Annotated in this window: 22 protein-coding genes; 7 read left to right on the plus strand and 15 right to left on the minus strand. The window is 64.0% G+C overall.

The genetic code is table 11. From position 1 onward, the window contains the following. Positions 1-3: 3 nt before the first annotated feature. From P9254_RS16445 to P9254_RS16465, 5 genes are all read right to left on the minus strand, one after another. Positions 4-858 carry an ABC transporter ATP-binding protein gene (locus P9254_RS16445; RefSeq protein WP_067330438.1) on the minus strand — a complete coding sequence of 285 codons (855 nt, stop codon included), beginning with the start codon at positions 856-858 and terminating at the stop codon, positions 4-6. Positions 859-1021: 163 nt separating this feature from the next. Next, complete coding sequence (locus P9254_RS16450) at positions 1022-2035, minus strand: ABC transporter substrate-binding protein (protein ID WP_278056500.1); 1014 nt, start codon at positions 2033-2035, stop codon at positions 1022-1024. A gap of 177 nt (positions 2036-2212) precedes the next feature. Next, positions 2213-2992, minus strand: coding sequence for a 4-hydroxy-tetrahydrodipicolinate reductase (gene dapB, locus P9254_RS16455; protein ID WP_278056498.1), 780 nt, complete (start codon positions 2990-2992; stop codon positions 2213-2215). A gap of 112 nt (positions 2993-3104) precedes the next feature. Next, positions 3105-5210, minus strand: a complete 2106-nt coding sequence (locus P9254_RS16460) for a molybdopterin oxidoreductase family protein (protein ID WP_278056497.1) — start codon at positions 5208-5210, stop codon at positions 3105-3107. Positions 5211-5458: 248 nt separating this feature from the next. Continuing rightward, entirely contained in the window at positions 5459-7336 is a 1878-nt protein-coding gene (locus P9254_RS16465) for an ABC-F family ATP-binding cassette domain-containing protein (protein WP_278056495.1), read from the minus strand. Between the two features lie 128 nt (positions 7337-7464). Between P9254_RS16465 and P9254_RS16470 the strand changes: the two genes are divergently transcribed. Then, a complete protein-coding gene (locus P9254_RS16470) occupies positions 7465-7719 on the plus strand; it encodes a hypothetical protein (RefSeq protein ID WP_278056494.1) in 255 nt (84 codons plus the stop codon). A gap of 198 nt (positions 7720-7917) precedes the next feature. Next, positions 7918-8109: a hypothetical protein gene (locus tag P9254_RS16475; RefSeq protein WP_278056493.1), complete on the plus strand. Its 192-nt coding sequence runs from the start codon at positions 7918-7920 to the stop codon at positions 8107-8109. Positions 8110-8222: 113 nt separating this feature from the next. Here P9254_RS16475 and P9254_RS16480 read toward each other — a convergent pair whose 3' ends face one another. From P9254_RS16480 to P9254_RS16500, 5 genes are all read right to left on the minus strand, one after another. Then, complete coding sequence (locus P9254_RS16480) at positions 8223-8504, minus strand: hypothetical protein (RefSeq protein WP_067330418.1); 282 nt, start codon at positions 8502-8504, stop codon at positions 8223-8225. A gap of 10 nt (positions 8505-8514) precedes the next feature. Next, complete coding sequence (locus P9254_RS16485; protein WP_066995912.1) at positions 8515-8955, minus strand: MucR family transcriptional regulator; 441 nt, start codon at positions 8953-8955, stop codon at positions 8515-8517. A gap of 338 nt (positions 8956-9293) precedes the next feature. Then, positions 9294-9551 (minus strand): hypothetical protein, encoded by a 258-nt coding sequence (locus P9254_RS16490; RefSeq protein WP_278056490.1) that lies wholly within the window; start codon positions 9549-9551, stop codon positions 9294-9296. Between the two features lie 5 nt (positions 9552-9556). Then, positions 9557-10498, minus strand: a complete 942-nt coding sequence (locus tag P9254_RS16495) for a DMT family transporter (RefSeq protein ID WP_405023126.1) — start codon at positions 10496-10498, stop codon at positions 9557-9559. Positions 10499-10599: 101 nt separating this feature from the next. Further along, on the minus strand, positions 10600-11433 hold the full coding sequence (locus P9254_RS16500) for a hypothetical protein (protein WP_066995820.1): 834 nt from the start codon (positions 11431-11433) through the stop codon (positions 10600-10602). Between the two features lie 110 nt (positions 11434-11543). Here P9254_RS16500 and P9254_RS16505 point away from each other — a divergent pair, with 110 nt between their 5' ends. Next, complete coding sequence (locus tag P9254_RS16505) at positions 11544-12512, plus strand: LysR substrate-binding domain-containing protein (protein ID WP_278056489.1); 969 nt, start codon at positions 11544-11546, stop codon at positions 12510-12512. Between the two features lie 250 nt (positions 12513-12762). On the opposite strand, the gene P9254_RS16510 is transcribed toward P9254_RS16505, so the two are convergent. Next, positions 12763-12945, minus strand: coding sequence for a hypothetical protein (locus P9254_RS16510; RefSeq protein WP_067330410.1), 183 nt, complete (start codon positions 12943-12945; stop codon positions 12763-12765). 125 nt (positions 12946-13070) lie between these two features. On the opposite strand from P9254_RS16510, the gene P9254_RS16515 reads away from it, so the two are divergent. Next, a complete protein-coding gene (locus P9254_RS16515) occupies positions 13071-13226 on the plus strand; it encodes a hypothetical protein (RefSeq protein ID WP_082954124.1) in 156 nt (51 codons plus the stop codon). Positions 13227-13387: 161 nt separating this feature from the next. Further along, entirely contained in the window at positions 13388-15469 is a 2082-nt protein-coding gene (locus P9254_RS16520; RefSeq protein ID WP_278056422.1) for an ATP-dependent helicase, read from the plus strand. 82 nt (positions 15470-15551) lie between these two features. Here P9254_RS16520 and P9254_RS16525 read toward each other — a convergent pair whose 3' ends face one another. The 3 genes from P9254_RS16525 to P9254_RS16535 all read right to left on the minus strand — a co-directional run bounded on the left by P9254_RS16525 (position 15552) and on the right by P9254_RS16535 (position 17831). After that, complete coding sequence (locus P9254_RS16525) at positions 15552-16337, minus strand: GGDEF domain-containing protein (RefSeq protein WP_278056488.1); 786 nt, start codon at positions 16335-16337, stop codon at positions 15552-15554. 176 nt (positions 16338-16513) lie between these two features. Then, positions 16514-17092 carry a hypothetical protein gene (locus tag P9254_RS16530; RefSeq protein ID WP_278056487.1) on the minus strand — a complete coding sequence of 193 codons (579 nt, stop codon included), beginning with the start codon at positions 17090-17092 and terminating at the stop codon, positions 16514-16516. Between the two features lie 229 nt (positions 17093-17321). Further along, positions 17322-17831, minus strand: coding sequence for a DinB family protein (locus P9254_RS16535; RefSeq protein WP_067330402.1), 510 nt, complete (start codon positions 17829-17831; stop codon positions 17322-17324). Between the two features lie 54 nt (positions 17832-17885). Between P9254_RS16535 and P9254_RS16540 the strand changes: the two genes are divergently transcribed. After that, positions 17886-18578: a glutathione S-transferase family protein gene (locus tag P9254_RS16540; protein ID WP_095800044.1), complete on the plus strand. Its 693-nt coding sequence runs from the start codon at positions 17886-17888 to the stop codon at positions 18576-18578. 139 nt (positions 18579-18717) lie between these two features. Here the strand turns inward: P9254_RS16540 and P9254_RS16545 are convergent, their stop codons facing one another. Then, positions 18718-18933, minus strand: coding sequence for a hypothetical protein (locus P9254_RS16545; protein ID WP_067330396.1), 216 nt, complete (start codon positions 18931-18933; stop codon positions 18718-18720). Positions 18934-19109: 176 nt separating this feature from the next. Here P9254_RS16545 and ndk point away from each other — a divergent pair, with 176 nt between their 5' ends. Beyond that, positions 19110-19532, plus strand: a complete 423-nt coding sequence (gene ndk / locus P9254_RS16550; protein ID WP_095823617.1) for a nucleoside-diphosphate kinase — start codon at positions 19110-19112, stop codon at positions 19530-19532. Positions 19533-19540: the final 8 nt, after the last annotated feature.

A 19540-nucleotide genomic window follows, 5' to 3' on the forward strand; every position in this document is an offset into this window, starting at 1 on the left:
CTTTCAATGGCCGGTCTGCAGGCCGCGGCTCTGGCCGAGCTGCACTTCCTCGCGCAGGTCGTTCCAGATCACCTTGGCGATCTCGATGAATTTCTGATCGTAGCGGATGTCGGCCATGACACGCGGGCGCGGCAGGTCGATGCGGTAGACGCTCTTCACCGTGCCCGGCCCGGCGGTGAGCACATAGACCTTGTCGGCCAGCGCCACCGCCTCCTCGAGATCGTGAGTGACGAAGACGACGGAGGATTTGAGTTCCGACCAGAGGCCGAGCAGCTCGTCCTGCATGGCGGTGCGGGTCTGCATGTCGAGCGCGCTGAACGGCTCGTCCATCAGCAGAATCTTTGGCTGGTTGATGAAGGTTTGCGCTAGCGCGACCCGTTTGCGCATGCCGCCAGAGAGCTGGTGCGGATAGTGTTTCTCGAAACGCGCAAGGCCGACGCGGGCGATCCAGTCGCGCGCCCGGTCATAGGCTTGAGCCTTCGGCGTGCCGCGATAGAGCGGGCCGGCGGCGACGTTGTCGATGACGCTGCGCCACGGAAACAGCGCGTCTGCCTGGAAGACGAAACCGATGTCGCGGCTGATCTCGGTTACGGGATTGCTCATGACGCGGACATTGCCGGTCGTCGGCCTGAGCAGCCCGGTGACGAGGTTAAGCGTCGTCGACTTGCCGCAGCCGGTCGGCCCGACGACGCAGGCGAACTCGCCGCGCGCCACCGTCATGGTGAAATCGCGGATGGCCGTCATCATGTGGCCGTCGGGGGTGACGAAGCGCAGCGTCACATCGTCGATGGCGATCGCGGCATCAGCCGGCGGCGCGGCCGGAGACAATTTCTCGGCCGCCATGGTTTGCAACTGCATGGCACACTCCTGTAGCGATGGTGCGAGGATGACTGGGGCTCGAGCCCATGGGCCCGCCGCGCCTCGGTATCCGGAAAGGCGCCGCTGCCGAATTGATTCAGGCAAGCGGCGCAACTTGTTGTTCTTCAACGACCGAGCCGGCAGGCCCGGCTCCCTGTCGGCGCTACTTGGCGGCGTCGACGAATGCCGTGGTATAGGTCTTCGACAGGTCGATCTGCTTGCCCTGCAGGCTCTTCGAGAAGGTCGACAGCACCTTCAGCACCGTCTCCGGGCCATCGGCGGGCATGCGGCCGTCAGGCGTGAACATCGCCTTGCCGCCGGCCAACCCTTGCACATAGAGGTCCTTGTTGCCGGCGTAATAATCCTTCGGCATCTGGTCCGCGATCTCTTCGGCCGAATGGCTGGCGATATACTTCATCGTCTTGACGAAAGCGTTGGCGAGCTTCTGCGCCTCCTCCTTATGGCTCTCGATCCAGGCTGACTGGACATAGAAGGATGCCGCCGGATAGTCGCCGCCCAGCGCTTCCCTGGTCTTTTCGGGCGTGCGCATATCGACCAGCACCTTGGCCTCGCCGGTCTGAAGCAGCTTGGCGATGGTCGGCTCGGTGGTCATGCCGGCCTGGATCTGGTCCTGCTTGACGGCGGCGATGAACGTGTTGCCGGCGCCCACCGGCAGCAGCGTGTAGTCGCCCGGCTTTAGGCCGTTGCGCACGGCGAGATACTGCGTCAGGAAATCGGTCGAGGAGCCAAGACCGGTGACGCCGAGCGTGGCGCCCTTGAAGTCGGCCGGCGACTTGATTTCCGGATGCTTGGCCGAAACCAGCTCGACCTCGCCCGGCGCCTGGCTGAACTGGACGATCGACTGGATGTATTTGCCCTTCGACTGCAAGTCGACGGTGTGATCATAGAAGCCGACGACGCCCTGCACGGCACCGGCCAGCAATTCATTCTCGGCCTCGACCCCGGCGCGGGAGTTGACCAGCTCGACATCGAGCCCCTCGTCCTTGAAGTAGCCGAGCTGCTGGGTGAGCACGGCCGGCAGGTAGATCTGCTTTTCCATGCCGCCGACGATGATGGTGATCTTGTCGGCAGCCGATGCCGCCGTGGCGCCCGCGGCGACGATGGCAAACGAAAGCACCGCCGAACGCAAGACGCACTTCGAGATGAAACCGGTCACGTAACTTCCTCCACCTGGGCGGCGTGCCACCAGGCCACGCCGCATTTCCTCCTTGCCGGCCCGCTCCCGGACCGATCCCGCGGCGAACGCCGCAAAACTGTCATGGCATGCCCAAGCTTTCAGCTGGCTTTCAGTCATTTTAGCGGCCGAAAGAGCGAATTCCGCAGCTATCGCTGGTCACGAAGCGGCGAAGCCAAGCACATCGTGCATGCCGTATTCGCCTGGACACTGTCCGGCCACCCAGAGTGCCGCCGCGATGGCGCCGCGAGCAAACATCGAGCGGTCGCCAGCCGAGTGCGAGAGCGTCAGCGCCTCGCCCTCGGCGAGGAAGCTGACGGAATGCTCGCCGATGATGCTGCCGCCGCGCAGCACGGCGAAGCCGATCTCGCCGGCAGGGCGTGTGCCGACAATCCCATTTCGAGCGCGCCGCGCCACTTCGTCCAGCCTGACGCCGCGTCCGCGCGCCGCCGCCTCGCCCAACATCAGCGCCGTTCCGGACGGCGCATCGACCTTGAAACGGTGGTGCGCTTCCAGGATGTCGATGTCGCAATCGTCAGCCCCAAGCGCCCGCGCCGCCTGCTCCACCAGCCCGGTCAGCATGTTGAGACCCAGCGAGTAACTGCCGGAGCGCACGATCGCGATCGTCTTCGCCGCGTCGGCGATCGTCTCCAGCTCGGAACCATCTAAGCCGGTGGAGCCGATCACCAGCGCCGGACCGCCGCGCGCCGCGCATGCCTTTGCCAGTTCGACTGACGCCGCCGGCGTGGTGAAGTCGATGACGACGTCGGCAAGCGCCAGCGCCTCGTCGCGCGCGACCAGCCCCGCGCCCGTGCTGCCCGGTCGATGGAAGCGGGCGACAAGCTCCAGCCGCGGATCGACCTGCACCGCCTCCGTCATCTCCCGGCCCATGCGGCCGAGCGCGCCGGCGATGGCTATTTTCAATGGTTGTTGCGGCAAGGGACACCTCGCCCGTCGCTTCGCTCCTTGCTCCGTCCTTGGATGACGAAGCAACGGGCGTTTTCGGCTAATCTCCCGGGCATGTGACCTGCCGAGCTCGCGCCACAGACCATCACAGCGCCCTGAGCCAGACCTTGTTGTCGTGGAGGGCAGCACCGCCATAGGGCGCCGGGGCGTCGGCACCGGTCAGCACGTTGATGCCTTCGCCGCGCTCATGCGCACTGTTCGGCCAGATGCCTTCCGCAATCACCACGCCGCGCTTCACGCCGTCAAAGAACCTGGCATGCAGCACCACGTCGCCGCGCCGGTTGCCGATCTCAACGCGGCCGCCGTCCTCTATGCCGAGCGCCGCGGCATCTTCCGGGTGCAGCAAAAGCTCCGGCCTGCCTTCCTTGGCTTTCGACACCGGCGTCTCGGCAAAACTGGAATTGAGGAAGTTGCGCGCCGGCGAAGTTGCCAGCCGGAACGGATGCTCTTCGTCCGCGACCTCGATCAGTTCGACATGGTCGGGGAATTCCGGCAGCCGCTCGACCGGTCCGAACAAGCCCATGCTCTTCGGCGGCCGGTTCGGCGCCGACTGCCCGGTCCAATTGGGCCGGAAGTGGAATTTCTTGTCGGCATGGCCGAAGCCGTTGATGAAATGCGCGTCGTCGAAATCGGGTTGCAGGTCGACCCACTTCTGTTCCTTCAGGCTGTCGAAGCTGCCTAGCCCGCGCTTGCCGAGGATGATGTCGATATGCTCGCGCTCGGTCAGGCCGAAGCCCGGCCGGTGGCCGACGCCCAACCGCTTGCCGAGCTCCTCGTTGACGTAGTGGTTGGTGCGCGGCCCTTCCGGCGGCTCGATCAGCTTGGGGCCGAGCGTGATGTGCTGGTTGCCGCCGCCCTTGTAGATGTCGTCATGTTCCAGAAACATCGTCGCCGGCAGCACGACGTCGGCGAGCTTGGCCGTATCGGTCATGAACTGCTCGTGCACGCAGGTGAACAGGTCCTCCCGCAGGAAACCTTTTCTGACCAGCCGCTGCTCGGGGGCGACATTGGCGGGATTGGTGTTCTGGATCAGCATCGCCGTCACCGGCGGGCCGCCATAAAGCGCATCCTCGGCACCGGTCAGCACCGGGCCGATGCGCGAATGATCGAGATAGCGCACCTTCGGGTCGCGCATCGCGGTGCCTTCGAGCACATCCTGATTCAGCTTGAAGATGCCGGAATTGGAGTGAAAGGCGCCGCCGCCCTCATATTGCCAGGCGCCGGTAACCGCCGCGATGCATGAGGCGGCATGCATATTGACCGAGCCGTTGCGCTGGCGCGCAAAACCGTAGCCGAGGCGGAAGTAGGTCTTCTTCGTTGTGCCGACCAGATGCGCGAAGGTCTCGATCTCGGTGACTGTCAGACCCGTGATTGCCGCCGCCCATTCGGGCGTGCGCGTCCTCAGATGTTCTTCCAGCCCGCGCGGATCGTCGGTGTATTTTTCCAGATAGGCGCGGTCGGCCATGCCGTCGCGAAACAAGACATGCATGACCGCGCAAGCCAGCGCGCCGTCGGTGCCGGGTTTGAGCACCAGGCCGAGATCGGCCTGCTTCATGGTGGCGTTGTCGTAGATGTCGATGGCGACGATCTTGGCGCCGCGCTCTTTTCGCGCCCTCGTCGCATGGGTCATGACATTGACCTGTGTAACCACGGGATTGGTGCCCCAGATCACCACGCAGTCGGACTTCGCCATCTCACGCGGATCGGGGCCGCGCAGAGCGCCCGCTCCCATCATCCAGCCGGTCCAGGCGAGATTGGTGCAGATCGAGCCGAAGAAGCCCGAATATCTCTTCGCGTGCCGCAGCCGCTCGATACCGTCGCGCTGCACCAATCCCATCGTACCGGCGTAAAAATAGGGCCAGACCGTCTCCGAGCCGTATTTCTCTTCGGCCGCGATGAACTTCTCGGCGACGAGGTCGAGCGCCGCTTCCCAACTGGCTTCCTTCCAGGCGCCCTCCCCCTTGCCGCCCGCGCGCACCAGCGGCTTCAGCAGCCGGTCGGGGTGATGGACGCGGTCCGCATAGCGCGCGACCTTGGCGCAGACGACTCCTGCCGTGTAGCTGTTCGCTTTCGCGCCGTGGACGCGGCCGATGCGGTTATTGTCGAGCAGCTCCACCTCGAGCGCGCAGGTGGAAGGACAGTCATGCGGACAGGCCGAATGGCCGATCCCGAGCTTGGCGTGCTGGTTCATGCGAGGGTGTGTAGCGGGTTTTGCGGGAGAGGTGTAGGGCCAGATGGGGCTCCTCCTTCTCCCCTTGTGGGAGAAGGTGGCCGAGCGAAGCTCGGTCGGATGAGGGGTGTTGGAAGGATCGCTACGACAAAGAAATGGGCGATCGAAGCCGCCTGTTGTTCGGCGCGTCACTCCATCCAACACCCCTCATCCGTCTCGGCGCTTCGCGCCGATCCACCTTCTCCCACAAGGGGAGAAGGGGAACCGCCCTACTCCGCGATCCCCTCCTCATATTCCGCCGACATCGTCAGCCACTTGTCCTCGTTGAGGGCAAGTGTGTGGGCAAGCTGCGAGCGCTCCTTGGCCAGCCGCGTCGCGGTCGAGGGGTCCTTCTCGTAGATCGCCGGGTTGGCGAGCTCGTCCTCGATCAGGTCGATGCGCTTGCGGATGCGGTCCATCAGCGCCTCGGTGGCGCGGATCTCCTTGGCTAGAGGCTCGAGCGCCGAGCGCCGGGCGGCGGCCTCGCGGCGACGGTCGGCCTTGGATGCCTTGTCCGCCTCCTTCTGTTCCCGACGATTTGAGGAAACGCCGGTGACCAGCGTTTTGTAGTCCTCCAGGTCGCCGTCATAAGGATTGACCGCGCCGTCCTTGACCAGCCACAGCCGGTCCGCCGTCGCCTCCAGAAGATGCCGGTCGTGCGAGATGAGGATCACCGCGCCAGGGAAATCGTTGAGCGCATGGATCAGCGATTCACGGCTGTCGATGTCGAGGTGGTTGGTGGGCTCGTCGAGGATGAACAGGTTCGGCCCCTCGAAGGCCGAGAGCCCCATCAGGAGACGCGCCTTCTCGCCACCGGACAGATCTCTCGCCGCGGTATTCATCTTCTCGGTCGAGAGCCCGAACTGCGCAACGCGGGCGCGCACCTTGGCTTCCGGCGCATCGGGCATCAGCCGGCGCACATGCTCATAGGCGCTTTCCTCGGGACGCAGATCGTCGAGCTGGTGCTGCGCGAAGATCGCCACCTTCAGGCCCGGCGCCACCGTCATCGTGCCGGTCTCGGCTTTGAGGCGGCCGGCGAGCATCTTGGCGAACGTCGATTTGCCGTTGCCGTTGGCGCCGAGCAGCGCGATGCGATCGTCGGCATCGATGCGCAGCGTCATCTTCTTCAGCACCGGATTGCCCTCGGTGTAGCCGACATTGACGCCGTTGAGCGCCACGATCGGCGAGGCCACCGTCTTCACCGGCTCGGGGAAGGAGAACGGCCGCACCGTGTCGTTCACCACCGCGGCGATCGGCTTCATCTTCTCCAGCGCCTTCAGCCGCGATTGCGCCTGCCTGGCCTTCGAGGCCTTGGCGCGAAAACGCTCGACGAAGGATTCCATATGCTTGCGCTGCGCTTCCTGCTTGACGCGGCTCTTTTCCTGCAGCTCGCGCTGCTCGGTGAGCTGGCGCTCGAACTGGTCGTAGCCGCCGCGCCAGAAGGTCAGCTTCTTCTGGTCGAGATGGACGATCGAATTGACCGCGCGGTTGAGCAGGTCGCGATCGTGCGAGATGAGCAAAACCGTGTGCGGATACTTTGCGACATAGTTCTCGAGCCAGAGCGTGCCTTCGAGGTCGAGATAGTTGGTCGGCTCGTCGAGCAACAGAAGATCGGGTTCGGAGAACAGCACGGCGGCCAAGGCCACGCGCATGCGCCAGCCGCCGGAGAAGGACGAAGCCGGGCGCTTCTGCGCCGCATCGTCGAAGCCGAGGCCGGCAAGGATGGTGGCGGCGCGGGATTCGGCCGAATGCGCATCGATGTCGGCGAGCCGTGTGTGGATTTCCGCGATGCGGTGCGGATCGGTCGCGGTCTTCTCCTCTTCCAGCAAGGCCTGCCGCTCGACATCGGCTTTCAGCACGATGTCGATCAGCGGCTCCTCGGTGCCCGGCGCCTCCTGTGCGACCTGGCCGATGCGGGTGTTTTTCGGCAGGCTGATCGAGCCGGTCTCGGAGGGGAAATCGCCGGTGATTGCCTTGAACAGTGTCGTCTTGCCGGTGCCATTGCGGCCGACGAGACCGGCCTTGGTGCCGGCCGGCAGGGTCAGCGAGGCATGATCGAGAAGCAGGCGCCCCGCCATGCGCAGCGAGAAGTCGTTGATGATAAGCATGGGCGGGCTTTTGCACCGGACGTCGGCGCTTCGCAAGAGCCAGGCCTGGAGGACGGCTCGCCGTGTTCCGGGCGCCGGTCCCGAGCCCAATCAGGGAACCAGTTGCCGGCCGAAGCGTTCTGAGCCCCGTGATCCGCTATTTCGCCCTCGCCTTCATCTTCTTCCAGGTCGCCACGACCGCCGCGCTGGCGACACAAGTGGTGCTGTTTGAGGGCGAGACGGCTGCAGTGCTCCCCTTAACCGGCCCGGCAAGCGCGGCGCCGACGCTGCCAGTCTCCGCCCAAGTGGAGGAGATGACCGGCAGGCCAGAGGCGGACGCGACGAAACACCTGCTGATCCAAATTTATCCTGGAAAACAATCCCAGACGTCGCCTACGCAATGACCGATAGGCCGGCGGCGCAGCGCCGCTCTGGGCTGCCGCGCGTCGAAAGCTTTTGGCCCAGGCCTGATGCTTTCTGAAAATTGACTTCAGTTTTTGTCGTGACCCTGCGAATTTGGAATTGCGCTGTGAGTCGCGCGTAAGCGCCAAGAATGATCAAGAAGAACAACAACAATAACTTGGCTTGTTTAGGAGCTCACGATGGACGGGGCGGCAAACGATCTGCGCATGCTAAGATATGTGGCGGAGATCACGCGCAGGCTGGCGAAGATGCTTTCAAGAACGCGCTATCAAATGCTTGTCTATTTGCTGGAAATGACCGCCGTCGAGGCGGACAGCCTCGCGGCCGACCAGGATCGAGGCACCGGGGCGCGCAAGCTGCCGCGCAATTGAAGGCGGCCCGAGCGGGTCCGGCTTTGATAGGGACTAACGCTGAATACCGCTCCTCCCGGATTCCGGAAAACCGCTGCGCGGTTATCCCGGAACCGCCTTGACCATGCGCCTTTTCAGCCGCCGACGATGCCGTCCAGGACCGCGAGGCATCTCAGCCGTCGCGCAGCGACGACCGGCCGGTCGTCATGCTCGACGATGGCGCGCTCGAAATTGTCGAGCGCGTCGAGCGCGGTACGCAGATCGATGGCCGGCAGGTCCAATGAAAACAGGACGCGCCGCGCCTTGACCCCCTCGCCGGCATCGGCGCAAGACTGGATGGCCACCCTGCGACGCAACGCGTCGAGCGCGGCAAAGCGGTCGGCCGACGGCGTGGCGCCGTCCGTAGCGGGCAGCATGACCTTCGGCTCAGGCCTTGGCTTTACGCTTGCCCCTGCCGGAATCCGCGGCCGGCTTCCGGCCCAGGCCGGAAGACTTGGCAAGCGCCGAGCGAGTGGCCGAATAACTGGGCGCCACCATGGGATAGTCCGCCGGCAGGCCCCATTTCGCGCGATATTCGTCCGGCGTCAGCCCATGGTCGGTCGACAGGTGCCGCTTCAGCGACTTGAACTTCTTGCCGTCCTCGAGGCAGACGATGTAGTCGGGGAATACCGAACGCTTCGGATTGACGGCCGGCGTCTGCGGCGCGCTTTCCTTCACCGGGGCGCCCCCGGCGAGCTTGCGCACGGAAGCGCTGACGCTGGCGATCAGATCAGGCAGGCCGGATGCCGGAAGCGGGTTGTTGCCCACATAGGCCGAAACAATGTCGGCGGTCAGCTCGATTGCAGTCTTGTCGTCGATATTGGACAATTTTTTCACCTTCTGCTGGCTCTCAAATGACCAGCTGTTTTTAAGACTTTAGTCTAGGTATCTTATTGGACCTGTCCCCCAACGGACGTCCAGAGTCAGTAAACGTGCGAGACTCAATACCGAAGGTATGTTTTCACCGCGGGCCGCGACCGCGCAAGTTAGGAATTCTAATACCTACAACAAACACTTTACAGCACCGAAGCTCTGCACGGGCGAGGAAATGACGCAACAGCACTTCAATTTCTACGAGTAATTCCTGCAAAAATTGGAATTCTGGACGGAAAGCCAATAATTGCGAGCAGCGCTGGCTCTCTGATCAATCGATCATGCCCGATTCGTTAGGGCAAGTCGCTTATTTCGCGGCAACGCCGCGCCGGAGATCGGTCGGGCCGTCGGCCAGAATCTCCAGCACGCGTTTCCAGCGGGGCGCAGCGGCCGAAATCCTTCTGCTCGATGGCCTTCTCAGCCTTCATGGCGGCATAGAGCTGCGCCTCGGCGCCGAATTCCTTGACCAGCCAATGCGCCTCCTGTCTGGCCCGGCGTTCGTCGTCGTCAAGCCCGCTCCCTGGCATGTTTCCTGGTACGATCCCTGGCATGGTCTTCAGCCCTCCGGACGTTCGATGCCGACAGCAATGCAACTGCCGATGACAAGGACGGCGCCAGCCATGGCCGTCATCGACAGGCTTTCGCCCGACAGCGCCAGCAAAAGCGTGGAAGCGATCGGCGTGAGATACGCCACGACCGCGAGCCGCCCACCCTGATCGAGGCTGAGCGCGCGCGACCAGAAATAATAGCCGAGCCCCATCGGCCCGGCGCCGAGATAGAGTCCGAGCAGCAGGTCCAAGCCGCCCAGGGCGGCGACGCCGTCATGCAGGCACCATGCGAAGGTCAGCGCCACGCCGATCAGGGCCGAAGGCAGCAGAAGCCGATCCGGCGACACGGCAAGGCGGCCGACGGCAAGCGAGTAGAAGGCCATGCAAAGTGCCGAGCCGAAGGCGGCGCAATAACCGACGGGGCTACCTCCGAACCAGGCATGCGCGCCTCCGCCGGAGATCACCAGCGCGACGCCGGTGAAGCCCAGCGCGGCGGTCAGTCCAAGCAGCAGCGGCCGTCGCGGGCGGCCGAGCACGATGACGGCGGCGGCGACCATCAGCGGCCAGGTGTAGGCAACGAGATTGGCCTCGATGACCGGCATCGAGGCGAAGGCGATGTATTGCAACGCCATGGTGCCGACCAGGCCGATGAAGCCGACGGCGCAGGCGCGCATGGTTCTCCCCTTATCCCCTTGGGGAACAAGGTGGATCGGCACGGAGCGCCGAGACGGATGAGAGATGTTGGAAGAAACTCCTGCGTCGGCGATCCGTCCGGCCCCCTTGATCACAAGGGGAGAAGGGAAGAACCTGATCAGCGCAAAGACCAGCGCGGCGCCTGAGAACTGCAGGAACTGCACCTCCGATACCGGGTGATTGGCAAGCAGCGTCTTGCCGACGAAAGCGTTAGTCGCCCAGAGCGCCACGGCGCCGAGGGCAAAGGCCAGCGCCACCGGGGGAGCAGCGCTGGAACGGTCGCTGCGCCTTTCGGCGGTGAGCGGGCCAAGGCTCAGCGATGCTGAAGGCGGCTGGCGACCGGCCGGATCGTCAGCCACTACCACGATTCCCTGGCTCCGCCGGAGACCGGATCGACAGCCGGCTTCGGCACGGGATGTTCTTCGGCGTGACGGCGATAGGCCGGCAGCTGGTTCGTCCAGACGTCCTCGGCCAGTTCGTTCACCCAGCCGCGGTCCTGGTCGTTGTCGGCGGCGAGGTAGAACATGCGGTTGTCGTCGACATAGGGCTTCGCCACCGAACGCTGGTTGAGCACCAGGGTGACCCGCGAGCCGAGCTGGATCGGCGCGGTGCGATGGAGCACGCCGAGGAACTGGCCGAGCGTGGCGTAATTCATCTTGTGGTCGATGCGCATGACCCTGTTGCGCGGCAGGTCGCTGCCGGATTCGAGGATGGCACGCCCCGTCTCGGAATCGTCGCAATAGATTTCAAGATGGCCGCCGATCAGAGGATCGCTGATCGAGAGCGGAATGAGTTCCGTAACCGGAACGCCATCGCAGTGCCAGTCGACGGCGCCGTCCTTGGGGTTCATGAAGGTGACGGTCGAGCCTACGATAGACAGCGGATAGGGTTCGAGCTTGGTGCCCATCATGTCGGACAGCCGTTCCAGCCGCAGCTTGTCGTTGAGCAGTTCCTTGATCTCGGGAATGTAGCGGTCCGCGCCGGTGATGAAGGTGAGGTCGAGATGCTTGTGCACGGCGTGGCTGGCCTTGAGCTTGAGCGCCGCCTCCTCGATCGCGGCGAGCAGTTGCGGGTCGTAGCCGTGAAGATACTGGGCGACGCCGAAGCTCGACACTTTCCACGCCGTATCATGACCGATGATGGCTTCACGGCTCATCGCATAGCGCAGTTCGGGGATTGTATGGGCGTTCATTCTACTTCTCCAAGGTCGGGGCAACACTTGGTAAACAGTCGATTGAGCACCCTCCCCTGTAAATTTAGGAATGCTGGTGCTACTTTAAGCATAGCTAAAGGTCGAACCCCGTGCGTCTGCTCAGCCAGGTCAACTTAAACTCGCTGAAAATCGTGGAGAGCGCCGCCAGGCACCGCAACTTCACGCGTGCGGGCGAAGAGCAGTTCATTACCGCCTCCGCCGTCAGCCAGCGGGTGAAGAGCCTGGAGGACCAGCTGCGCTTCAAGATCTTCCAGCGCGGCGGCAATGCGGTGTCGCTGACGCCGGAAGGCGAGACCTACGTGGCGCGCGTGCGCGAGGCGCTGGAGCGGATCGTGGCTGCCAGCATGGAGGCGACCGGCCAATCCCAGGCGCATGTGCTGAAGATCTGCGTTTTGCCGACCTTCGCGGCGCGCTGGCTGTTTCCGCGGCTTGCCACCTTCCAGCGGCAGTATCCAGATATCGAAATGCGGGTCTCGACTTCCTATGCCACGCATGAATTCGCGACCTCCGAATACGATCTCGAGATCCGCTACGGCGACGGCAATTTCCCCGGCCTCAACTCCGCGCTGCTGTTCAAGGAGGACCTGACGCCGGTGTGCAGCCGCAAGCTGTTCCGCGAGGTGCTGGGCGATAAGCCGCTGTCCAAGGTGACGCCGGAGGACCTCAGGCACTTCACCCTGCTCCACTCCGACACCTGCACCCAGAACTGGCAGTCGTGGCTGGCTTTTGCCGGCGCGAGTTTCGTGCTTGGCGAGACCAAGAGCATCTATTTCGATTCCTGCATGATGTCCTACGAGGCGGCCAATGCCGGCATGGGCTTTGCCGTTGCCAACCGCGCCTATATGGCAAGCGACATCCGAGCCGAGCGGCTGGTCGCCCCCTTCGCGGTCCACCATCCCAACACCGCCGGCTGGTATTTCGTCAGCCCCATCAAGGCGCTCGGCGCCTGCAAGGTGGAGCTGTTCAAGCAGTGGATCATGGCCGAAGCGGCGCTGACGCAGCGCCAGCTGGACCTGGAGATCGCCAACGTGCCGCTGGCGCGCGCCGCGATGGCGTGACGCGGCGGCGCAAGCGACGCAAACACACCCCTGAGATTCTCCGATCTTTGAAGGCCGACAAAGCGTTTGGACGGATACCTGTAGCCGGCTAGCGCGATCGCCCCATGACGCGGCGGAGAGACTCAGCTATCTTTGATCCTGCGGCGGGCCTGATTTTCCCGCTTGGCCGGCGCTTTCCAGCTTCCTCCCAAGCAGCGCCGGCCTTCTTCTGCGGCGCCGCCGCTTCGTCTCCCGACAACATCGTCCGCTCTCATTGCTTCGGCGGCGTGCCGGGCTGGTCGCCGCCGGTGGTCGATTGCGGCACCGGGTTCTTGTCGACCTGCGGGTTTTTGTCGACGGTGTCGCTTGGCGCCTTGGTGGGCTGCACGCTGTTGTCGCAGGCGGCGAGCCCGAGCCCTGCCGCGAGAGCCAGCAGCACAGGAAGTTTCTTCATGACGACCTCCTCTCGTTCGCCCCTTTCTTCGAAGCAAACGAGGCGGCGGCGGTTTGGTTGCGCCGTCCGGCGGGAACCAACGCGCCTGTCTCCGGTTGAACCTCGTTAACCCACGAGGAGATGTCATGATCCGTCTGCTGCTCGTCGGCCTGTTCGGCTACACGGCCTATCGCGTCACGATGAGGATCATCGAGGAGGCGTCCGGCGATCTCGCGCCGCCGGACGATCGGCGGTCGCTGCGGCGCCAGTCGGCGGCGATGGGCGTCGAGCCGAAAAGGTAGATCGGCCGTTCTCGCGCTTGTTGGGAAGATGGCCGGCCTATCCAGCACATGCCGGCGCGTACAGCGTCCCCTCTGCCCTGCCGGGCATCGCCCCCCACTTGGCCGCCTTTGGGCGAGATTAGCTGTATTGCGAACAAAGCGGAAACGATGCTTGATGGGCGATGAACATCGCCGCCCGTGATTCGTCCTTCGAAACTCCTGCCTATCTTGCCCGGCTGAACGACGAGCAGCGGCTGGCGGTGGTGCATGGCGACGGCAAGGTGGCCGCGCCGCTGCTGGTGATCGCCGGGGCCGGCTCCGGCAAGACCAGCACGCTGGCGCATCGCGTGGCGCACCTCATCGTCAAGGGCGCCGATCCGCGCCGCATCCTTTTGATGACCTTTTCGCGCCGCGCCGCGGCTGAAATGGCGAAGCGCGTCGAGCGCATCGCCGGCGAGGTGCTGGGCCGCGATGCCGCGATCATCGCCGATGCGCTATCCTGGGCCGGTACTTTCCACGGTATCGGCGCCAGACTCTTGCGCGACTATGCCGAGCAGATCGGCCTCGATCCGGCTTTCACCATCCACGATCGCGAGGATTCGGCCGACCTGATGAACCTTGCCCGGCACGAGCTCGGTTTTTCCAAGACCGAAAGCCGTTTTCCGACCAAAGCCACCTGCCTGCAGATCTATTCGCGGGCGGTGAACGCCCAGGCGCCGCTCGGCGAGGTGCTGGGCTCGGCCTTTCCCTGGTGCTCAGGATGGGCGGAACAGCTGAAGGAGCTGTTCGCGGCTTATGTCGAGGCCAAGCAGGCGCAGAACGTGCTCGATTACGACGACCTTTTGCTCTACTGGGCGCAGATGGCGGCCGAGCCGGAGATCGCCGCTCACCTTGGCTCCCGCTTCGACCACGTGCTGGTCGACGAATACCAGGACACCAACCGGCTGCAGGCCTCTATTCTGTTGGCGCTGAAGCCGGACGGCGCGGGCTTGACCGTGGTGGGCGATGACGCACAGTCGATATATTCCTTCCGGGCCGCGGAAGTGCGCAACATTCTCGATTTCCCAAAACAGTTCGCGCAGGGCGCCGAGATCGTCATGCTGGAGCGCAATTACCGCTCGACCGAGCCGATCCTGGCCGCCGCCAACAAAGTGATCGGCGAGGCAAGCGAGCGTTTCACCAAGAATCTCTGGACCGAACGCCGGTCGTCGCACAAGCCGCAACTGGTAAGCGTGCGCGACGAGGCTGAGCAGGCCAATTATGTCTGCCAGGCGATCCTTGCCGAGCGCGAGGCCGGCACGGCGCTCAAGGCGCAAGCCGTGCTCTTCCGCGCCTCGCATCACAGCGGGCCGCTGGAGGTGGAGCTCACGCGGCGCAACATCCCCTTCGTCAAATTCGGCGGGCTGAAATTCCTCGATGCCGCGCATGTGAAAGACATGCTGGCGATGCTGCGCTTTGCCGAGAACCCGCGCGACAGGGTCGCCGGCTTCCGGGTGCTGCAGTTGATGCCCGGCATCGGGCCTTCGGCCGCCTCACAGATCGTCGAGGCGATGGCGACGTCGCTCGACGAGACGCTCGGCCTTGCCCGCTTCCGGCCGCCGCAGCGCGCGGCCGAAGACTGGCCGGTCTTCCTCGACATCTACAGCGGGCTGCGCGCCGGCGCCAAATGGCCGGCCGACCTCGAGCGGATCAGGCTCTGGTACGAGCCGCATCTGGAGCGTATCCACGAGGACGCGATCACGCGCCGGGCCGACCTGTTGCAGCTCGAGCAGATCGCGTCGGGCTATCCCTCGCGCGAGCGTTTCCTGACCGAGCTGACGCTCGACCCGCCCGACGCCACCAGCGACCAGGCCGGCCCGCCGCATCGCGACGAGGATTACCTGATCCTGTCCACGATCCATTCGGCCAAGGGCCAGGAGTGGAAGAACGTCTTCGTGCTCAACACGGTTGACGGCTGCATCCCGGCCGATCTCGGCGTCGGTACCAAGGAGGATATCGAGGAGGAGCGGCGGCTGCTCTATGTGGCGATGACGCGCGCCAAGGACAGCCTGCACCTGGTGGTGCCGCAGCGCTTTTATCCGCACAACCAGCCGGCGCGCGGCGATCGTCACGTCTATGCCTCGCGCACCCGCTTCATCCCGGCCTCGATGCTTTCGGCTTTCGAACAGTCATCCTGGGCGAGCGCGGCGATCACGGACGACCCGCGCCAAAAGCCGGGCGTCAAGGTCGATCTCGGCGCGCGCATGCGCGGCATGTGGAAATAAACGCCTACCCAAAGGCGGGACGACACTCCTACTCAGCCCCACCGCTGGTGAGGGCGCTCCGTTCCCTGCTGCGCGGGTTCGTTCAGTGGAAGGTGCCGGCGGCCTCGCCGGATAGCCTGCTGCGCGGGCTTTCGAAGCTCACCTGGTCGCGTCCGTTCGACTTCGCCTTGTAAAGATGCCTGTCCGCGACCCGAAACATGTGGTGATAGGTGGTGGGCCCGCTGAACGCGACGCCGCCGATGCTGACCGAAAGCGGGCACGGCTGCCCGCCCGGCGCGAACTCGGCCTCGCGGATACGCAGTCTGATCGACTCGGCGACCAGGAAGGAGCGCGTCGCGTCGGCGCCCGGAAGGAAGACCGCGAATTCCTCGCCGCCGATGCGTCCAACGATGTCGGCGCCGTGGAGCTGGCTCCGGATCTTGCTCGCGATCAGCTTCAGCGCCTGATCGCCGCAATCGTGGCCGAGCCGGTCGTTGATCGACTTGAAATGGTCGGCATCGACGATCAGCAGCGCGCCGGCTTCGGCCACCGCATGGCTGCGAGCCTTGTCGAGATAGGCCTCGACCAGCATCGAGAAAGCGCCGCGGTTGAAGACCGCCGTCAGGCTGTCGGTCGCGGCAATGATGCTGAGCTCCTTCTGGGCGATGGCCAGCTGGCGCATCTTCCACATCAGGAAGAAAAGGAAGGAGCCGCCAAGGATGAGCGGCAGGAACAGGTCGGTGAGCTTGGCCCAGAGCAGCGCTTCGGGTGACAGCGAGGCGAAGTTGAAGGAATCGACAAAGAAGGCCGCGGCAATGAAGAATGCCGTGCCGGCAACGGTGACCAGCGCGACCCTGCCCCAACTGGTGGGGGACAAATCGATGCGCATGGCATTGCTCCCACTACAACTGGCCTATTGTGGAGCGCGAGCGCAAACGAAGTCCTAATATATTGGCTTCAATGGGAATGTGGTTAACCAGGCGTCGAGCGCGCCGCCAGCCTGAAGAAGGCCCGCCGACGCAGCGGCGGGCTTTGCAATTGGCCGGAGGCTCTCGTTGCGCGCCGTCAACGACGCGAAATCATCAGGCAGAGCGCCCTCAGATCACGATCATAGGTGCCTTCGCTGCTGAGCACATCGACGCAGCGCTTCTTCATCCGCGACAACTGGCTGCTCGACATTTGAGCGACGGCGGAAGACAGGTTCGTCGTTCCCGGCGGCGTCGCGCCGACGGTTCCAGGAACGGCGGCGCCAGCGCCGAGGGCGACGCCAGCGCCGTTCGCGCCGCCCGTCGTCACGTTGAGCGCGCTATTGGTGCCGTTGCCCAAAGTCGCATCGGCTCCAGCCCCGTTTGTCCCGCCGATCGATGCCGTGGCCGTGGAACTGCTGCCGCCGATGGTGGCGGTTCCGCTGCCTCCGCTTGCGCCGCCGATCGAAACCCTGGCGCTGTTGTTGCTGCCGCCGAAGGATGCATTTCCGTCAGCCCCATTTGGGCCGCCCGCATTGGCGTCGGCGCTGTTGCCGCCTACGGATACGCCGCCGAGGCCGCCGACCCCGACGCTCTGGGCGTTCGCCGGCATGGCAAGAGCAACGACGATTGCACCACTCGCCAATGTGCTGGCGAATCTTTTTACGATACTGACCATGACACTCTCCCTGTGATTTTGTATTTCCGCCTTGCATCGTTTGTTGCGCTTTTCTAGAGCGCGTAGCTTTTGAGACAGAAATACGCCGAGAGTGCCCTTTCGGTTTCTTTAGCTATTTCGCATGTGACGAATCGTAGTTTTCAAAAACGATACTTCTGCTTTAAAAATATAGACGAAATTGAAGTGTTTCTTAATTTTTTTGAATTGGCCAACCGGAATCCCGTAAGCTTCAGGCGTAGGCGCGGCCTTCTTCGGAGCGCTGGAACTGCATCAGGTCAAGCGACACCGAGGGTCTGCCGAGGACGGTAAGGCACATATGCGCCTGGCCGCGATGGTGGGTCTGGTGATTGAAGAGATGGCTGAGCGCCGGCGCCAGCCGCTGCGAAACGGTGCGCATGTCGGTGGTCATATAGGAAAATCGCCCGGTGAGCGCCTTATCGGTCATGCCGCCCATCCAGTCGACGATCCTCCTGTCCTCGGCCTCGCGTGCCAGGCGCAAGCCCGGGAAGGCGCGATAGAGGATCGTCGCAAGGTTTGAGGGCGCGTCCCCCTCGCCCGTAAAGCGCTTCATCCAGACGCGGTCGGTGACGAGCAGGTGATTGAGCGTGCCCAGCGTCGAGCCGAAGAAGGCGCCGACATCGCGGCCGAGTTCCTCTTCGCTGAGATCGGCGGCGGCATCATAGATGCGCGTGTTGGCCCATTGATTGTAGGCCGCAAACATCATGAAATGCTGTTTCATTCTTCCACCCGGCTCGCAACGAATCCCGGCTCTTCGTAACCCGCAGGAACCGTAATGACCATTCTGTTCTATGATCTCGTCGGCCACGACGCAAAACGCCCCTTCAGTCCGCATTGCTGGAAGACGAAGATGGCGCTGGCCCACAAAGGGCTCGACGCCACCAAGGTGCCGACGCGCTTCCTGGAAGTCCCCAAGGTGGAAGGCGGCGCGTCGAAGACGGTGCCGGTGATCCGCGATGGCGAGCGCGTGGTGGCCGATTCCTTCGCCATCGCCCTTTATCTCGACGAAGCCTACCCCGAGCGGCCGACGTTGTTCGGCGGCGAAGGCGGCAAGGCGACGGCGCGCTTCATCGAACGCTGGTCGCAGCTCACCATCCATCCTTACCTCATGACGGTGCTGCTCACCGATCTGCACAGCATGCAGGACGAGGCGAACCGCGCCTATTTCCGCGAGAGCCGCGAGCAGCGGCTCGGCAAGCGGCTCGAAGAGGTGGTGGCCGGCCGCGACGAGGGGCTTGCCGGCTTTCGTGCCTCGCTCGAGCCGCTGCGCTCGATGCTCAGCTATCAGCCTTTCATCGGCGGGACATCGCCGCTGTTTGCCGACTACATCGTGTTCGGGGCGCTGCAATGGGCGCGCGTCGCCTCGCCCTACCAGCTGCTCGAGACGGGCGACGGCGTTGCCGAATGGTTCGAACGCTGCCTCGACCTGCATGGCGGAATCGGCCGGCAGGTCGCCGCGGCGGCGTAAGCGCTAATCTTCCTCTTGTGGGAAGATGTCGCCGAAGGTGACAGAGTGGGCGCCTCAACAGCTGCGGCGCCTACTTGCGAAAGAAGAAGTCGGCGTTTCACGCGCGGCGCCCCGCTCTGTGCTGCCGGCCATCTCCCCCTCAAGGCGGGAATTTTCCGGCTTCATCCTTTTCGACCAGCCTGACGCAGATCGGATCGCCCTCTCCCATGCGGGCGCATTGCCATTCCGGGCCGAAGCCGAAATTCTGCTGTCCGGTTTGTGGAAAGAACAGCAGGACGAAGACGATCACGGCAAGGACCACGGCCATCAAGAAAATGCCGGCGATATCGTCGCGTTTGAGGTAGAGCCGGTTCATCGCCTCCTGCTCCGCTGCCGCGGCGCTCCGGACTGCACGCGAAGCGCGCTCTCAGCCGTCCAATTATCCCGCAAACAGCCGGCCTTGACCAGAAGCCGCCTCCCCTTGGCAAGCCGCCAAGCGGCTTGTATAGAGCCCGCCACTCCAATTTCCATTCCCAGAACAAGGACGACCCAATGGCGATCGAACGCACCTTCTCCATGATCAAGCCGGATGCCACCAAGCGCAATCTGACCGGCGCCATCACCAAGATGCTGGAAGACGCGGGCCTCAGCGTCGTCGCGTCGCGTCGCGTATGGATGAGCCGCCGCGAGGCCGAAGGCTTCTACGCCGTCCACAAGGATCGTCCTTTCTTCGGCGAGCTGGTCGAATTCATGTCGTCGGGCCCGACCGTCGTGCAGGTGCTGGAGGGCGAGAACGCCATCGCCAAGAACCGCGAAGTGATGGGCGCCACCAACCCGGCCAATGCCGCCGAGGGCACCATCCGCAAGGTGCATGCGCTGTCGATCGGCGAAAATTCGGTGCACGGCTCGGACGCGCCGGAGACCGCCGCGCAGGAGATCAGGTACTGGTTCTCCGACACCGAGATCGTCGGCTGAGACGCTTC

The organism is Mesorhizobium sp. WSM4983 (genome assembly GCF_029625765.1).
Lineage (GTDB): Bacteria > Pseudomonadota > Alphaproteobacteria > Rhizobiales > Rhizobiaceae > Mesorhizobium.

Bases quoted from the DNA above. Each gene is read 5' to 3' on its own strand.
- P9254_RS16445 (WP_067330438.1), bottom strand. From the start codon at position 858: ATGCAGTTGCAAACCATGGCGGCCGAGAAATTGTCTCCGGCCGCGCCG.
- P9254_RS16460 (WP_278056497.1), bottom strand. From the start codon at position 5,210: ATGAACCAGCACGCCAAGCTCGGGATCGGCCATTCGGCCTGTCCGCAT.
- P9254_RS16465 (WP_278056495.1), bottom strand. From the start codon at position 7,336: ATGCTTATCATCAACGACTTCTCGCTGCGCATGGCGGGGCGCCTGCTT.
- P9254_RS16475 (WP_278056493.1), top strand. From the start codon at position 7,918: ATGGACGGGGCGGCAAACGATCTGCGCATGCTAAGATATGTGGCGGAG.
- P9254_RS16480 (WP_067330418.1), bottom strand. From the start codon at position 8,504: ATGCTGCCCGCTACGGACGGCGCCACGCCGTCGGCCGACCGCTTTGCC.
- P9254_RS16490 (WP_278056490.1), bottom strand. From the start codon at position 9,551: ATGCCAGGGATCGTACCAGGAAACATGCCAGGGAGCGGGCTTGACGAC.
- P9254_RS16500 (WP_066995820.1), bottom strand. From the start codon at position 11,433: ATGAACGCCCATACAATCCCCGAACTGCGCTATGCGATGAGCCGTGAA.
- P9254_RS16510 (WP_067330410.1), bottom strand. From the start codon at position 12,945: ATGAAGAAACTTCCTGTGCTGCTGGCTCTCGCGGCAGGGCTCGGGCTC.
- P9254_RS16515 (WP_082954124.1), top strand. From the start codon at position 13,071: ATGATCCGTCTGCTGCTCGTCGGCCTGTTCGGCTACACGGCCTATCGC.
- P9254_RS16520 (WP_278056422.1), top strand. From the start codon at position 13,388: ATGAACATCGCCGCCCGTGATTCGTCCTTCGAAACTCCTGCCTATCTT.
- P9254_RS16525 (WP_278056488.1), bottom strand. From the start codon at position 16,337: ATGCGCATCGATTTGTCCCCCACCAGTTGGGGCAGGGTCGCGCTGGTC.
- P9254_RS16530 (WP_278056487.1), bottom strand. From the start codon at position 17,092: ATGGTCAGTATCGTAAAAAGATTCGCCAGCACATTGGCGAGTGGTGCA.
- P9254_RS16535 (WP_067330402.1), bottom strand. From the start codon at position 17,831: ATGAAACAGCATTTCATGATGTTTGCGGCCTACAATCAATGGGCCAAC.
- P9254_RS16540 (WP_095800044.1), top strand. From the start codon at position 17,886: ATGACCATTCTGTTCTATGATCTCGTCGGCCACGACGCAAAACGCCCC.
- P9254_RS16545 (WP_067330396.1), bottom strand. From the start codon at position 18,933: ATGAACCGGCTCTACCTCAAACGCGACGATATCGCCGGCATTTTCTTG.
- ndk (WP_095823617.1), top strand. From the start codon at position 19,110: ATGGCGATCGAACGCACCTTCTCCATGATCAAGCCGGATGCCACCAAG.